Below are 14,516 nucleotides of genomic sequence, written 5' to 3'. Positions count from 1 at the left end.
TTTGACCGTTGCATGGAAATGATATCAATTCCGGTTGTATCGGAATGATTTAACCGCGAAGGCGCTAAGGACGCGAAGTTCGAGAAGAGAGAGTTTAATACAGGACGATGAAGAGAGGATTTTATATGATTTAACCGCACAGATTAACGCAGACCATGAATCTGCGTTAATCTGCGGTTAAAAACAACCTAGAAAGTGAAAGTCGTTCTAACTACCCCAATCAACAAATCAGAGTTATTCTTATTGTGGTCGGGAGCAGTCAGCCAAATTAAACCAGGAGTGATGGAAATATTGTCACTCAACTTGAACTGATAGAAACCTTCAATGTGCAACGAAGTATCCTTATCTTCGGGCAATGTCCGATTAGTGGAACTCGTCACTCTCGGTTCCATACCTACCAAAAAGCCAGCGACATTTCCCTCTTTCAATAAATCGGGAAAAGCCAAAGTAACTGCCCAGTTCCAGATTTTTTGGTCTCCCCGCTGTACCGAACCTCCAGGAGTTGCCAAGTTGGATAAAATGCGCTGATTTGTGTAACCAGCCCAACCGCCAACCGCAAGTCCACGGTTCACCTTCCAGGAAGCTTGCAAGCCATAAGAATTGCTAGAAACCGGAACAGTACCGTCATCTAGCCCGAAGTAACTGAGTCGGGCAGGAAAATTAGAAGCATTGCTGCCGGTACCAGTGACGAAGTTGTAGGAATTAAGGTAAGTCAAACCTAAAGCAATGCTACTTGTCGGTTTAAAAGTCAACTGAGCCAAACCGCCGTAGGAGCCGTTAAATAAACCATTTCCGTTGCTTGGGTTAGCAGCATTGCCGGCCAAATATCCCAAACTCAGTTCCAGTTTGTCTCCAAATTGATGCCGCAAAGCGATACCGGTACCTGCTGTCAAATAGTAAATCGGGTTGCGAGTACCGAAGTTAGAAAGAGCTCCGCTGCCCCCATCTCCGTCAAAGTAAGGGTTGACCGTATTTGTGAAATCGTCAGCAGCCCCGGCATTGGCTTCGAGAATGACTGTAGTGCTTTTCCCTAGAGGGAATTGATAAAACAACGCATCTAAACCTACAGTATTGCTAGCAGTGCCAAAAGGCCCAGCATTAAACCGCAATTCTCCTTCAGCGGTTTCGGTGTTATTGGTAGAAAATGAACCCAAATTTAACACTTGCAGTCGAGTTCTCAGTAAATCTTTGCCTGTGAAACTCGTGTCGAAATTGAGACGAACTCTGCTGCCAAAAGCTGTGGTTTTATCAGCATCGCGACCATTAGCATCTTCTCCTGTGGCGATGCCTGTCAAAGCGAATATCACTTCGCCATTGAGTTTAGTCGTAGTCGAAAACTGATTGGCTTCTAATTCAGCCGTCCGTGCTTCCAAAGCATCGACGCGGCCGCGCAAGGTTGCTAATTCGGCGGCAAATTCTTCTTGCAATCTTTGCACAGAAGCTAAATCTTCTTTAGTTGCCAGGCCTTGGCTGCCGCCTCTAATCAGTTCGTTCACTTTATCCAAACAGGCGTTTAAACCGGCTGCAAACTCGTAGCGAGTCATGGCGCGGTTGCCCCGGAAGGTGCCGTCGGGATACCCAGCTATACAACCGTAGCGTTCTACTAGGGACTGCAATGCTTGGAATGCCCAATCTGTAGGCCGCACGTCAGAGAGTTGGGAAACCGAGGTGACTTGACCGGCTGCATTTTCACTGTCAGTACCTTCGGCGCTGTATTGGTTGATTTGCTCTAAGGCATTGGGCAATGCTGGAGATGTGGCCTTGGGAGCTGTCGATTGGGAAATTTGCTCCGGTTGTGGTTGTGGTGCCACTGCCCTGGTTGAGTCGGTGGCTGGTTTTGCTTCGCTGGTGTTTGCCCCTAGGGCTGTGCTGTTGGGTTCTGGGGCTGTCGTGGCTGCCGCAGGCTGTGTAGTGCTTAAATCTGCTACTGCTACTGTGTTTTCTGGTTCTTTTGACTGTTGAGCTACTGGGGCGATCGACTCGATCGCACTTGTATTGTCAATAGTTTCAATAGTCTGAGGGCTAGCTAATGAGACTGAATCTGCCGTTAACGCTTCTGTATCGGGCTTGGCTGTCTCTGTTGCCGCACCTGCTAATTGCAATTTATTAACTGGAGTCGTTGCTGCAATTTCCAGAGGTTGCTCTGCTAGGGAAGCAGAAGATAAAACCAAACTTGCTGCTAATACAGCGGGACTGACTAAGAGTCCTTTCCACAAAATTTTAGACATTGTTACCTCACACCACATGGGATCGATCGCCAGTCCCGAAGATTTAGGCGATCGTAAATACTATACATCAATTGGGCCTAATGGTATTAGCTGTCAATAATCCTCTCCAGCCAGCCCGCTCACACTCCCAAAACAGCTTTGCACTGTCACTTTCAGTAAGTCGGGCATTCACCTTAGCCAAAGTGATATTGACAGAATTAGCCCAAACAAATAGTTCGATCGACTACAGACAAGAGGGATTGTTTTTTTTGCTAGTCTCAATCCAAGCTAAAAATTGTTACTGGTGTGGAGACAAGAGTGAAATCTGCTTACGAAAAACTTAAATATGCCCTAGTTCACGAATGGTTAACGCCCTTAGCCACGGGCGGTTCAGAATTAGTAGTAGAGGAAATCCTCAAACACGTAGAAGCCGATGTCTATGCTCTCATCGACTTTGAATCGGCAAATCCCCAAAGCTATCTTTTCGGGCGACAGATTGGCACAACATTTTTGCAGCACTTTCCTTTCGCCCGCAAAGGTGTCCAAAAATATTTGCCTTTTTTGCCGATCGCGATCGAACAACTAGATTTGCGTCAATATGACATCATCCTCTCATCATCCCATGCCGTCGCCAAAGGCATCCTCAGCAGTCCCAGCCAACTACACGTCTGTTACTGCCACACACCCATGCGTTACGCCTGGGACATGACTTTTGACTATTTGGACAGTAGCAAAGCCGGACGAGGCATCCCAGGGGTGCTGACGCGATATTTGCTACACCGACTACGGCAGTGGGAAGTCATTTCTGCCAATCGCGTTGATTATTTCATCGCCAATTCCCAACATACAGCCCGCCGGATTTGGCGGTGCTATCGGCGACGGGCAGAGGTGATTTATCCACCAGTCAATATCGATCGATTTTCCTTAGTAGGGCAAAAACAAGACTTTTACGTCACTGTTTGCCGATTGGTAAGCTACAAAAACATCAGCGCGATCGTCCAAGCATTTAATCAAATGGGGCATCATCTCATTGTCATCGGCACCGGGCCTGAATTAGAAATGATGCGACAACTCGCCAAACCCAACGTGCAAATACTCGGATGGCAACCAGCAGAAGTAGTGGAAAAATACATGGCCCAAGCCAAAGCCTTTGTATACGCAGCTTGCGAAGATTTTGGCATCGCCCTGGTAGAAGCCCAAGCTTGTGGAACACCAGTAATTGCCTATGCAGCCGGTGGCGCCTTGGAGACAGTGCGGGACATTCGCCAACATCCAGAGACAGGGACTGGTTTATTTTTTGCTTCCCAAACCCCCTCCGCATTAGTCGCAGCGGTGGAGGAGTTTGAACAGTTGCAAAGCAAATTTCAGCCAGAAATAGGGCGACTCCACGCCGAGGAGTTTGCCCCAGAAGTCTTTCGCCAGCGCTATCTGGCCTTTGTGGAAGAATCCTATCAGGAATTTCACTCCCGTGAATTTACTCAGTCTGGGAATTAAAGGGGGAGAAAGTCCCAGGGGGAGAGAGTCCCCAGGGAAGAGAGTCCCAGAGAGACAGGGAGATATTCCCACAGGGGGAGAATTTTTTCTCGGCCCACTGACAACCCTCAACCGCCCACTGGTAAGCACCAACCGCCCACTAGCCACTAGCGACTGCCCACTGTCCACTACCCACTCCCCCAGAAAATTGAGGATTAGAAACATAATTCACAGAACAAAGCGTCTTGAGGCTTTATGATCAGGACTGTGTGTGGTGTGAAGTGAAGGAGTAAGATGACTGCCGACAGCCAACTAATCTCCGGCAAGGTAATTCGAGCGATCGCGAGACGCGGTTTTCAGCCTGTCTTGTCTAGAGACAGACGCATAAGTCGCTCTCTCCAAAGCCTCGACGGAGAATTTTTCAAACGGTTATTTGACATCATGTTTTCCTTGTCGGTTCTGATCCTGTTTGCTCCGGTTTACCTGCTTTTGGCTCTCTCGATAGCCTTAAGCTCCTCCGGGCCAATTTTTTATGTACAGGAACGAGTAGGCAAAAATCACAAGATGTTTTATTGCCTGAAATTCAGAACGATGGTGGAAAATGCCGACGACATCTTGGTGGAAATCATGGAAAAATCGCCGCATCTCCGTCAAGAGTTTGAGGACAATTTCAAGCTGAAACAAGACCCTCGAATTACCTGTATCGGAAGGTTTCTCAGAGCGACCAGTTTAGATGAATTTCCCCAATTTTGGAATGTTTTGAAGGGAGATATGAGCGTAGTTGGGCCCAGACCCTTAGTTGAAGAGGAATTGCCTAGATACGGCACTTACATCAACAAAGTTCTGACCATCAGACCTGGAATTACAGGCCTATGGCAAGTCTCCGGCCGGAACGACATTCCCTATCCCCGCCGAGTCCAGATCGACCTCTATTATGCAAATGAAAAAAACCTTTGGATGGATCTGTGGATCGTTTTCAAAACAATTGGCGTGGTGATTTTTCCTAAAAATAACGGCGCATACTAATTTTTGTCCGCAGTCAGCATCAGTAGTTACTACTAATTTGCTACTAACTACTGATGCTTGCTACTGACTGCCTGGGCTAAGTCTTTGCAAAATCTCAACTCTGCTTTGACACCGATCGAATAATTGTGAGTTAACCTAGAGCTTGAGAAAACGATCGGCAGGCAACAGCACCCCTGCCCTGAAAATTACAATCTGTCAAGGAACAATTTAGATGACGCAACGGAAGCGAGCCCTAATCACCGGTATCACAGGTCAAGACGGCTCTTATTTAAGTGAGTTATTGCTAGAAAAAGGCTATGAAGTTCACGGCATTATCCGGCGGAGTTCTAGTTTCAATACCGATCGCATTGACCACATTTATGTCGATCCTCACAGCGAGGACGCCAAGTTGTTTCTCCACTACGGAGACTTAACCGACGGCACCACTCTGCGCCGGATATTAGAAGAAGTCAAGCCAGTAGAAGTTTATAACCTAGGGGCTCAATCTCACGTTCGAGTTAGCTTTGACTCCCCAGAATATACGGTTGATGCCGTAGGAATGGGCGTATTGCGCCTCCTAGAAGCAGTTCGAGACTATCAGCGACGTACAGGCATAGAAGTGCGCTTTTATCAAGCAGGTTCTTCGGAAATGTTTGGCTTAGTACAGGAAGTTCCCCAAAAAGAAACAACACCTTTTTATCCCAGAAGCCCCTACGCTTGCGCCAAAGTTTACGGTCACTGGCAAACCGTAAATTATCGCGAATCCTACGGTCTTTTTGCCTGCAACGGCATCCTATTTAACCACGAATCTCCCCGCCGTGGCGAAACATTTGTAACTCGCAAAATTACTCGCGCCCTCGCCAAAATTTTAGCAGGAAAACAGAAAAAACTTTATCTCGGAAATCTCGATGCCAAGCGAGACTGGGGCTATGCTAAAGACTATGTGCGAGCAATGTGGCTGATGCTGCAACAAGAAAAACCAGACGATTACGTCATTGCGACCAACGAGACCCATTCCATTAAGGAATTCCTACATTTAGCCTTCAGCTACACCAACTTAAATTGGGAAGATTATGTAGAGTTTGATGAGCGCTACCTACGTCCCGCCGAAGTCGAACTTTTGATTGGCGACTCGACAAAAGCCCGCACTCAGTTAAATTGGGAACCCTCTGTAACTTTTGAGCAATTAGTACACTTAATGGTAGATGCTGACATTAAAGCTCTGGATCAGCAGGGGCGAGGTTCTGGGAACGGATTTGATTAATTTTTGCATTTACTGAACTCTTTCACGGCGGTCACCAAGCTGTAGGGGCGGGTAAACTTCTCAGCTTTTTCATAGTGCAAATCGATGGGGTGCTCTACTATCCCGAACCCCTAAAAATTGTGCAAAAACTCACATGAGATACCCTAAATTCAATATTACTCATGGCGGTTGCGTCTAGGAGAGTGAAACAAACCCGCCCCCACCCACAAACAAGCCCATGATTAATACTGGTTTCTTCGGTGAGTAGTTAAGCTTCAGCGCGGGGGTTTCATCTTGCTGATATTGGATATTGTCGATCGACCCTGATGCAAATAAGAGGATAAAATTATGACCAGCTTAGATTTAACTAACAAACAGATTTTAGTCACAGGTGGCGCCGGTTTCCTCGGCCGTCAAGTCATCGACCAGTTAGTCAAAGCAGGAGCCGATGCTGATAAAATTAGTGTAACGCGATCGCGCGATTGCGACCTCCGCGTCATGGAAAACTGCCAACGCGCCGCCGACAAACAAGACATCATCATCCATCTAGCAGCCCACGTCGGTGGCATTGGTTTAAACCTACTCAAACCCGCTGAATTATTTTACGACAATTTGATGATGGGCGCGCAACTAATTCACGCAGCCTACCAAGCCGGAGTTGCAAAATTTGTTTGTGTTGGCACAATTTGTGCTTATCCAAACTTAACTCCAGTTCCTTTCAAAGAAGACAACCTCTGGAACGGCTATCCAGAAGTAACTAACGCCCCTTATGGAATTGCCAAAAAAGCCTTATTAGTGCAACTGCAATCCTATCGCCAGCAGTACGGATTCAACGGGATCTACTTGCTACCAGTCAACTTATACGGCCCAGAAGATAACTTTGACCCCAAAAGTTCCCATGTCATCCCCGCCTTAATTCGGAAAGTCCACGAAGCCCAAGAAAGGGGAGACAAAACATTGCCAGTGTGGGGCGACGGTAGCCCTACCCGCGAGTTTTTGTATTCCACAGATGCAGCGCGGGGAATCGTGATGGCAACTCAGGATTACAATGACTCCGAACCAGTGAATTTGGGAACCAATTCTGAAGTACCAATTAAAGATTTGATTGAGTTAATTTGCGAATTGATGGAATTTAAAGGCGAAATTGTTTGGGAAACAGATAAACCCAATGGTCAGCCACGCCGTTGTTTGGATACAGAAAGGGCAAAAACAGCCTTTGGGTTTACTGCACAGACCGAGTTTAAGGAAGGGTTGAAAAATACAATAGAATGGTATCGGAAACACGCAGCGTGAGTCTAAAAAACCAGGTCGATCGAGACTGACTCTATTGATTTAAATGTAGCGTTTTGTAGGGGCAATCCCACGCCCGGTTGCCCCGAGACCTAGGATGGTTGCATAAGTCCTAAATGTGATAAATTAGAGTATAATCTTTCTCAGGTTTCTGGATGTACAATAACAGCAGTGAGTAAACCACAGAACAGAAGTCTTGCTCCTCAAATTGCTCAAAAGCTCTCGTTATTGCTTCGGACAATGCTTTATAAGTTCTCGCAGGCAAAGTACGGAGAATGCCTTGAAATTTGGAAAGCAAATTTATGATGTCAGTAGAGAGACTTTTAGAGATTGATTACTTTCAACAAGATTCAACCTTAACCTTTGCTCCGCGTCCAGTGATTCACTCCAGCCAACAAGCGGGATGGAAAAATATCCATCTTGCACATTATCAACTGCCTGCAATTGACTTCCCGGAAACAACAGGTCTTCAGCACCTCATTTCGTTACCATCATGGAAGCAGCCAACGGAAGTAGAGATGGTAATTGATGGAAAGCGTTATCGATTTCAACATCACGAACAGGAAAAGGGGCATATTGAAATTTTTCCGGCTCATATGCTGCTCAAAGTGAGATCGAGTCAGGCAGGGGAAACGACTCACTGCTATCTCGATCCTGCATTTCTAGCTCATGCTGCTTACGAGTCTGCAAATCCAGAGAAAATCGAACTGAAGCCGACGCTATCAACGCTCGATCCGTTAGTCTATCAAATTGTCTTAGCTCTGAAAACGGTATTAGAAACTGATGCAACAAATAGTTGCTTCTATGCGGAGTCAATGGCAACAGCTATGGCTGCACATTTTTTGAGAAACTACTCAACCCGCAAGCACATTCTACCAGAGTATGAAGATGGCTTACCTAAGTACAAACTGAAGCAAGCTCTTGATTATATGAACGTTCATCTAAGTGAGAACCTATCGTTAGCAACCCTTGCAGATGAATTGCAGATTAGCCAGTACCATTTCTGTCGATTATTTAAGAAATCTACGGGCATGACTCCTCATGCGTATTTGATACACCAGCGAGTCGAGCGATCGAAGTTATTACTGAAGCAGAAAGAACACACAATGCTCTACATTGCGATCGAATGTGGTTTTGCTAACCCCAGTCATTTTGCTAAGCATTTTCGCAGATACACAGGCATTTCACCTAAGCAGTTTCGCATGATGTAGCAAGAATATGTTCAATTCGCAAGGAAATGTTCGACTTGAACTGGCAAAGATGATTAAAATTGAGCATCTACTGAACATTTTCAGTAAACAGGAATGGAAACAAAAATGAATCGATCGCTCGGATGCTCACGCAAGCGTGGGTTTTTGTCAGTCACCTTTAGTAAAGCACTAACGATCGGCGTTCTGAGCGCCATTCTACCTTTACTCGGACACACACAGCCTTCAGTTGCCCAAACGTGCAATCCCTTCGGCTGTTCTCAACCCGGTGCCGGTGCTTGTAACCCGTTTGGTTGCCCAAATCCGGGTGCAGATCCTTGCACTCCTTTTGGCTGTCCGGCTTCGCCAACTCCTGCTGGCGGGACCGCAGCGCAGCCCCTGGTCATTTATCAACCGCAGCAACCTCCCGTAATTTACCAACCGCGACGGCAAATTGGTGGTTCTCCGCAGGCGATCGGTAACTGCATGAAAAACCTGATGTACGAACAACAGCTAGTTTGCACTCGCAGTTATTGCAGCCAAGTGAGTCGAGAAGATGGTTGGGGCGGTTGGCAACTGCAAACCGTGAGAACTCAAACCAGTGAAGTTGCTGCCGTTCAGGTTTGCCAAAACGCACGCTAAGACAACTTTCCATTATTTGTAGAGCCATGATTATAAATCATCAAGCATTGACGATCGCAGGCGCGATCGCCACGATGCTATCACCATTGCTAATGACCCAAGGCGCGATCGCCCAGAGTTCGATTCGAGAATGTCTGAGTGAGTTTGTCCGCCAAGGCGTTTCGCCTGATAAAGCTGCTGACCTGTGTTCCAGTGGTGGTTTGGCGATCGAAAGATGTGTACAGAATAAGCGATTTCAGACTTACGAAGGTGCACCTCGACAGCGAACGGATGGTAAGACAGAATACATTTACCCGATGGATGCGTTCTCTGCTCATCTGAGTACCGGAACTCAATGCTGGACTGATCATCGAAACTTTTTTAATCCCAAAAATGTCTGCTGGGCGAGTTCGATTAGGGTTTCGGTATTGAGTGAAGAAGAAGCGGTCAACCAGTGCCGTAATGCGGTGGGTGGCAATCCAGTGGCTCCTGTCAGTAATCCAAATCAGAACACACCGCTGATCATCATTCCGGGAGGCGGAGGTACAACCTTGACTAATCCGGTTGGAGGGTCGCCACAGGCGATTCAGCAGTGTATGGAGAATTTGCTGTATCGAACAGAGGTACAGAAACCATTTTCAGGCTGGATTTGTGTTGCGAATGATGTGAACTGTAGAACCGTCAGAGTCAGAACTGAGATTAGCGAGGCTGCCGCAGTCCAGGCTTGCCAAAACGCACGCTAAAAAACCATTTTTTAGGGAATATTCAATAGAAATAAGAGTGCAGTGTTACCACTAATTGTTAAATTACACAACGATCGATAGGAGTAAGAAGTCATATCAATTCCTCTCTTAATCGTCCTGTATTCATTAGACCTCTCCCATAATTGTTATGGAACAGGTTTATAGCCTGTTCTTGACTATCTTTTTAGAAGATGTCTATTTCTCTGCGATCTCTGTGTGTTCTCTATGTTCTAGGTCCGGTTAAATCATTCCGATGCAACGGTCAACCATATCATGTCTAACAAAGCTTTTATGCTAGACTTATCTATTGCTGGGATCGCGATTTGTGGTGCGATCGCTTCCATCATCTTAAAACTAGAGCTGGCCTGTGGTTGTCCATTATGACAAGCTTGTGTTATCGCGCCATCAGTTTATTTAACCCTAAAAAAATAGTTGAGCAAAAAAATGCCAAATCAAACCTACTCTATTCTTGACTTAGGGACAGTGAGTGGCTCTGAAACTCGAGCTTGGGCGATTAATAATAACGGTCAAGTCGTTGGTGATGCTCAGACAGGTATAGGCGTCGCCCAAATGTATCGATATTGAGAGCAATATCCGTCAAAAAAATTAACATTCGTGAATTTTGTAGGCTCAATAGATGGCTTTATGTATAAAGGAGGAACTGATTGTGCAAATTCTCAAATTAGGTGCATCAGGTTCCGATGTGGTTAAACTACAAAAACGGTTGTTAGAATTAGGGTTAAGTTCCAGTCGTGCCGATGGTCAATTTGGACCAAAAACTGAAGCAGCCCTGAAAGAATTTCAGAGTAATCAAGGATTGGTAGCAGATGGCATCGCGGGCGATCGAACCCTGACTGCTTTGTTTCCTGGAGAATTGCTGGGGTCGTCACTTTTATCATACAGGGCGATCGAGTTAATTTTGGAATTCGAGATTGGTGGCGGAAAGGAATATTACGAAAAATTTTTGCAACACCCCACTTGGCCCGAAGGACAATCAGGAATTACGATCGGCATCGGTTATGATGTAGGTTACAACAGTGTAGAAGTCTTTAACCAAGATTGGCATAAATTAGAGGATGTTGACCGGAAGCGTTTGAGTGATTGCTGCGGGTTAAAAAAGGATGCAGCGCAGCAGCGTTTAGCTAGTGTTCGAGATATCATAATTTCTTGGGAATTAGCTTGGGAAGTTTTTAATGCTGTCACAGTGCCAAAATTTTACAATTTTACCAAACAAACATTTCCCGGTTTTGAAGAATTACCACCAGATGTTCAAGGGGGATTGGTGAGTTTGGTGTTTAATCGCGGTACGAGTTTGGAGGGAAATCGTCGCCTGGAAATGCGCGCAATTCGGGATTTAGTACCGAAAAAAGATGTGAAGGGAATTGCGGTAAAAATCAGAGAAATGAAACGAATTTGGGAGGGAACTTCAATTGCCAGAGGTATGAACAGACGGCGGGATGCGGAAGCGGATTTAATTGAAGAAAGTGCTTAAATCCATCGGCTCAGAGGTCTTTTCATCTACCGCTAATAGGGCGTAAGATTAAATGAACCGCGAGGCACGCGGACGCTAAGTTAGAGAAAAAAGAAGAGGCATTTATTCCTTCACGGTTCTATCGTTCTATTATATCAAATCCGGTAGCATCTGAATTATTAAGATCTCTATTTTCTCCCTCTGTGTCCTCTGTGTTCTCTGCGGTTAAATAATTCCGATCCAACCAGAAACGATATTATATAATAGGAATAGCTCGAATTAAATCATCTAAAACTTACATTTTGTAAACCCCGTGATTACCGATCGCCCCCACAATTATATCTCCCCCGAAGAGTATCTGAAGTTAGAAGAACTCAGTCCGCTCAAACATGAGTATATTCAGGGCGAAATCTATGCAAGGGCTGATGCAAATGATGCTCATGTGACGGTTGCGGGCAACTTATTTGCACTTTTGAGAAGTCATGTTCGGGGCACTGGCTGTCGTGTTTATATGTCAGACATGAAAGCTAGGATTGAATCTCAGAATGTTTACTACTATCCCGACGTGATGGTAACGTGCGATGAACGGGACAAGGCTTTTCAATCTTTTAAAAGATATCCTTGTTTAATTGTCGAGGTTTTATCTAATAGTACAGAAGGATTCGATCGGGGGGATAAATTTGCTGATTATCAATAATTAGAAACGCTTCAAGAGTATGTGTTAATTAGCCAAAAACGCGAGCGGGTAGAGTGTTTCCGTCGGAATGCTGAAGGGTTGTGGGTTTTGTATTCCTATACTCAAGGTAGCGAAATTAACTTGGCTAGCGTAGATTTTCGCACAGGTATTGATGCGATTTATGAGGATGTAATTTTTACTAAGGAAGATGCAGAAGCAGATGTTGATGAACTGCGATCTAGGGGATAAATTGAAATTGCGATCGCACCTCAGTTAAGGAAGGGCGATCGCACTCTTTCCTAAGCTACTCCATAGCCGGTATACGGACGCTTGTAAGGTGGATGTAAACCTAAAACTATATCTTCTTTTGGTACTCCCAGATCGACTAATTCCTGTCCGAGATCGGCTTCTGTCATATTACGTTGAATCCAGATTTTACCATCCTTGATATCTAAGTGAATGAAACAGTTATAAATCCGTTTGTATCCCTCCCAACCAACATCTAAAATTTGGTAATGATCGTGTTCTGTGTCGAACACGAGTTGACACTCACCATCCAACTCGGAATTATTATCGAGACTGGCATGAGAGGTTAAAAGTTGGCGGATAAATTGGCGATACTGCTCTATTCTTTCCATTCAATGATTACCTCCTGAACAGGGTCGTAAGCAATTAACTTTACTTGATACTGTCTGACGGCTTCCTGAGTGAATTTTTCTTGAAAAAATGATTGATATATATCGATAGGTACTGCCAGATAAAGAGTTCTATCTGGTTCGATCATTTGCAATCCTAAGCGGTAGTTCAAAAACTGTCCTAACGCTAAATGAAAGTCTGTAATCGCTGATGGATGGAGAAAGCTTTTAATTTCAACTGCAATTTTGCGTCCAGCCTTTTGGGCGGCAAAGACTTTCTCTGCTGCTAAATCTATCTCCAGCTTCACCTTATCTATCTTGAGGATCAGCGGATCTGCGGTAACTATCCACTCTTCCTTCAGGAGTGCTTGTTTGACGGCATCATGGAATAGGTCTTTGGCGGCCATCGTTTTTTTACAGTATATAGCTGTTATTATAATAGCGATCGCTCCTCAATTCAAGTCAGCGCGATCGCGCCTCGGTTAATGAAGGGCGCTTTTGATATCAGGTTATAGATAGAGGAGATCTGACAGGGAGTGAGGATGAAATCGATGACTACGATCGCTACGGTTTATACTTTGATTATCCTATAGTTTATCAAATCAGAGCCGACGGCAGTCGCATTCCGCTGTATTACGCAGAAATTAAAATCATCAAAGGAACTGATAATTACAAAGACATACAAAAAGTTGACATAAATAGCAGAATTCCCAGCGGTTGATTTTTCAAAATATGCTTTGCCATTGAACCCCCTAATTTTCCTGGTATCAATAAAATGGTTGATTGCGAACCTGACACAATGAAACTTTATTCAATCTTTGTCCTGTGGTGAAACAATATGTGATATCAAATCCGGTTAATTAGCCACGATATCTGTAGGGACAGGGCAATGCCCATTGGTGACAACTTAAGACTGAAAGCCTTGAAATCTCTCGTTTTTAGCTGAGTCTAGATCCCCCTAAATCCCCCTTAAGAAGGGGGACTTAAAGAGGCTTCCTGTCCCCCCCTTCTTAAGGGGGGTTAGGGGGGATCTGACCTTAATAGTCAAACAGCATTCTCTGATACCAAATCCTCTCTTCATCGTCCTGTATTAAACTCTCTCTTCTCGAACTTCGCGTCATAAGCGCCTTCGCTGTTAAATCATTCCGATACAACCGGAATTGATATGACTGGGTTTGACGTTAAGTTGACACCAATGGGCATTCTCGTTTCCCTACCATTTTGAGGAGAGGGCAATGCCGTTTCCCTACCATTTTGAGGAGACGGAAATGCCGTTTTTCTACTATTTTGAGGAGAGGGCAATGCCGTTTCCCTACCCGCAGCGATGATTTAATCTGAAATATGAATACTTCTGAACCTTCATTAACTAAAACAGAATTAAGAAAATCTCTCCTTCAAACCCGCAAATCCCTATCAGCACAAGAATGGAGAGAAAAGAGCGATCGCCTTTGCAACCACCTACAAACCTCATCCCTATTCACCCAAGCCAAAACCATCCTCGCCTACTTCAGTTTTCGCCAAGAACCAGACTTAAGCCCCCTATTTACCATTCCTAAAAAATGGGGATTTCCCCGCTGTGTCGGCAAAGACCTCTCCTGGCACATCTGGCAGCCCGGAGACCTTTTACATACAGGAGCTTATGGCATTCTCGAACCACTGCCTGATGCTCCTAAAATAGACCAATCAGAGGTAGATTTAATCCTTGTACCAGCCGTGGGTTGCGATTTGCGTGGCTATCGTTTGGGCTACGGCGGCGGCTATTATGACAGGATGTTCAGTAAAGCTGAGTGGGAATCAAAAATTGCGATCGGCACAATCTTTGAATTTGCCTTGAGGGCGCAACTTCCTGTTGACTCCTGGGATAGACCTCTGTATGGAATTTGCACAGAAAGCGGGTTAGAAATGATACAGCAGAAATCTTAAACGGGAATAAACAAATTAATTTTTCGCAATTAAGTCTATAAC

Annotated in this window: 14 protein-coding genes and 1 pseudogene; 12 read left to right on the top strand and 3 right to left on the bottom strand. The window is 45.1% G+C overall.

The window, feature by feature from the left end:
• Window positions 1-188: 188 nt before the first annotated feature.
• Window positions 189-2,228, bottom strand: a complete 2,040-nt coding sequence (locus tag AAFP14_RS18065) for an iron uptake porin (protein WP_341733618.1) — start codon at window positions 2,226-2,228, stop codon at window positions 189-191.
• Between the two features lie 297 nt (window positions 2,229-2,525).
• Between AAFP14_RS18065 and AAFP14_RS18060 the strand changes: the two genes are divergently transcribed.
• The 10 genes and pseudogenes from AAFP14_RS18060 to AAFP14_RS18015 all read left to right on the top strand — a co-directional run bounded on the left by AAFP14_RS18060 (window position 2,526) and on the right by AAFP14_RS18015 (window position 12,165).
• A complete protein-coding gene (locus AAFP14_RS18060) occupies window positions 2,526-3,701 on the top strand; it encodes a glycosyltransferase (RefSeq protein ID WP_341733617.1) in 1,176 nt (391 codons plus the stop codon).
• A 273-nt stretch (window positions 3,702-3,974) separates the two neighbouring features.
• A complete protein-coding gene (locus AAFP14_RS18055) occupies window positions 3,975-4,706 on the top strand; it encodes an undecaprenyl-phosphate galactose phosphotransferase family protein (RefSeq protein WP_340524800.1) in 732 nt (243 codons plus the stop codon).
• Between the two features lie 211 nt (window positions 4,707-4,917).
• Window positions 4,918-5,949 (top strand): GDP-mannose 4,6-dehydratase, encoded by a 1,032-nt coding sequence (gene gmd, locus AAFP14_RS18050; protein WP_341733616.1) that lies wholly within the window; start codon window positions 4,918-4,920, stop codon window positions 5,947-5,949.
• A 327-nt stretch (window positions 5,950-6,276) separates the two neighbouring features.
• Window positions 6,277-7,221, top strand: a complete 945-nt coding sequence (locus tag AAFP14_RS18045) for a GDP-L-fucose synthase family protein (RefSeq protein WP_341733615.1) — start codon at window positions 6,277-6,279, stop codon at window positions 7,219-7,221.
• Window positions 7,222-7,520: 299 nt separating this feature from the next.
• Complete coding sequence (locus AAFP14_RS18040) at window positions 7,521-8,429, top strand: AraC family transcriptional regulator (RefSeq protein ID WP_341733614.1); 909 nt, start codon at window positions 7,521-7,523, stop codon at window positions 8,427-8,429.
• Window positions 8,430-8,522: 93 nt separating this feature from the next.
• Window positions 8,523-9,047 (top strand): hypothetical protein, encoded by a 525-nt coding sequence (locus tag AAFP14_RS18035; protein WP_341733613.1) that lies wholly within the window; start codon window positions 8,523-8,525, stop codon window positions 9,045-9,047.
• Window positions 9,048-9,073: 26 nt separating this feature from the next.
• A complete protein-coding gene (locus tag AAFP14_RS18030; protein WP_341733612.1) occupies window positions 9,074-9,769 on the top strand; it encodes a hypothetical protein in 696 nt (231 codons plus the stop codon).
• 444 nt (window positions 9,770-10,213) lie between these two features.
• On the top strand, window positions 10,214-10,354 hold the full coding sequence (locus tag AAFP14_RS18025) for a hypothetical protein (protein ID WP_341733611.1): 141 nt from the start codon (window positions 10,214-10,216) through the stop codon (window positions 10,352-10,354).
• 82 nt (window positions 10,355-10,436) lie between these two features.
• Window positions 10,437-11,261, top strand: a complete 825-nt coding sequence (locus AAFP14_RS18020; RefSeq protein ID WP_341733610.1) for a peptidoglycan-binding protein — start codon at window positions 10,437-10,439, stop codon at window positions 11,259-11,261.
• Window positions 11,262-11,553: 292 nt separating this feature from the next.
• Window positions 11,554-12,165 (top strand): annotated as a pseudogene (locus tag AAFP14_RS18015) (Uma2 family endonuclease).
• Window positions 12,166-12,215: 50 nt separating this feature from the next.
• On the opposite strand, the gene AAFP14_RS18010 reads toward AAFP14_RS18015, so the two are convergent.
• Window positions 12,216-12,554 (bottom strand): XisI protein, encoded by a 339-nt coding sequence (locus tag AAFP14_RS18010; RefSeq protein ID WP_341733609.1) that lies wholly within the window; start codon window positions 12,552-12,554, stop codon window positions 12,216-12,218.
• Window positions 12,542-12,958 carry a XisH family protein gene (locus AAFP14_RS18005; protein ID WP_341733608.1) on the bottom strand — a complete coding sequence of 139 codons (417 nt, stop codon included), beginning with the start codon at window positions 12,956-12,958 and terminating at the stop codon, window positions 12,542-12,544. The genes AAFP14_RS18010 and AAFP14_RS18005 overlap by 13 nt, the downstream gene beginning before the upstream one ends.
• 104 nt (window positions 12,959-13,062) lie before the next feature.
• Between AAFP14_RS18005 and AAFP14_RS26720 the strand changes: the two genes are divergently transcribed.
• On the top strand, window positions 13,063-13,272 hold the full coding sequence (locus AAFP14_RS26720) for a DUF6972 family protein (protein ID WP_472851069.1): 210 nt from the start codon (window positions 13,063-13,065) through the stop codon (window positions 13,270-13,272).
• 620 nt (window positions 13,273-13,892) lie between these two features.
• Complete coding sequence (locus AAFP14_RS18000; protein ID WP_341733607.1) at window positions 13,893-14,474, top strand: 5-formyltetrahydrofolate cyclo-ligase; 582 nt, start codon at window positions 13,893-13,895, stop codon at window positions 14,472-14,474.
• Window positions 14,475-14,516 lie beyond the last annotated feature (42 nt).

The organism is Microcoleus sp. EPA2 (assembly GCA_020882975.1).
Lineage (GTDB): Bacteria > Cyanobacteriota > Cyanobacteriia > Cyanobacteriales > Microcoleaceae > Microcoleus.
This window is presented reverse-complemented; position numbering and strand designations above follow the sequence as displayed.

Excerpts from the sequence above, each read along its gene's own strand:
- AAFP14_RS18045 (WP_341733615.1), top strand. The coding sequence starts at position 6,277 with ATGACCAGCTTAGATTTAACTAACAAACAGATTTTAGTCACAGGTGGC.
- AAFP14_RS18000 (WP_341733607.1), top strand. The coding sequence starts at position 13,893 with ATGAATACTTCTGAACCTTCATTAACTAAAACAGAATTAAGAAAATCT.
- gmd (WP_341733616.1), top strand. The coding sequence starts at position 4,918 with ATGACGCAACGGAAGCGAGCCCTAATCACCGGTATCACAGGTCAAGAC.
- AAFP14_RS18035 (WP_341733613.1), top strand. The coding sequence starts at position 8,523 with ATGGAAACAAAAATGAATCGATCGCTCGGATGCTCACGCAAGCGTGGG.
- AAFP14_RS18040 (WP_341733614.1), top strand. The coding sequence starts at position 7,521 with ATGATGTCAGTAGAGAGACTTTTAGAGATTGATTACTTTCAACAAGAT.
- AAFP14_RS18055 (WP_340524800.1), top strand. The coding sequence starts at position 3,975 with ATGACTGCCGACAGCCAACTAATCTCCGGCAAGGTAATTCGAGCGATC.
- AAFP14_RS18065 (WP_341733618.1), bottom strand. The coding sequence starts at position 2,228 with ATGTCTAAAATTTTGTGGAAAGGACTCTTAGTCAGTCCCGCTGTATTA.
- AAFP14_RS18030 (WP_341733612.1), top strand. The coding sequence starts at position 9,074 with ATGATTATAAATCATCAAGCATTGACGATCGCAGGCGCGATCGCCACG.
- AAFP14_RS18025 (WP_341733611.1), top strand. The coding sequence starts at position 10,214 with ATGCCAAATCAAACCTACTCTATTCTTGACTTAGGGACAGTGAGTGGC.
- AAFP14_RS18005 (WP_341733608.1), bottom strand. The coding sequence starts at position 12,958 with ATGGCCGCCAAAGACCTATTCCATGATGCCGTCAAACAAGCACTCCTG.
- AAFP14_RS18010 (WP_341733609.1), bottom strand. The coding sequence starts at position 12,554 with ATGGAAAGAATAGAGCAGTATCGCCAATTTATCCGCCAACTTTTAACC.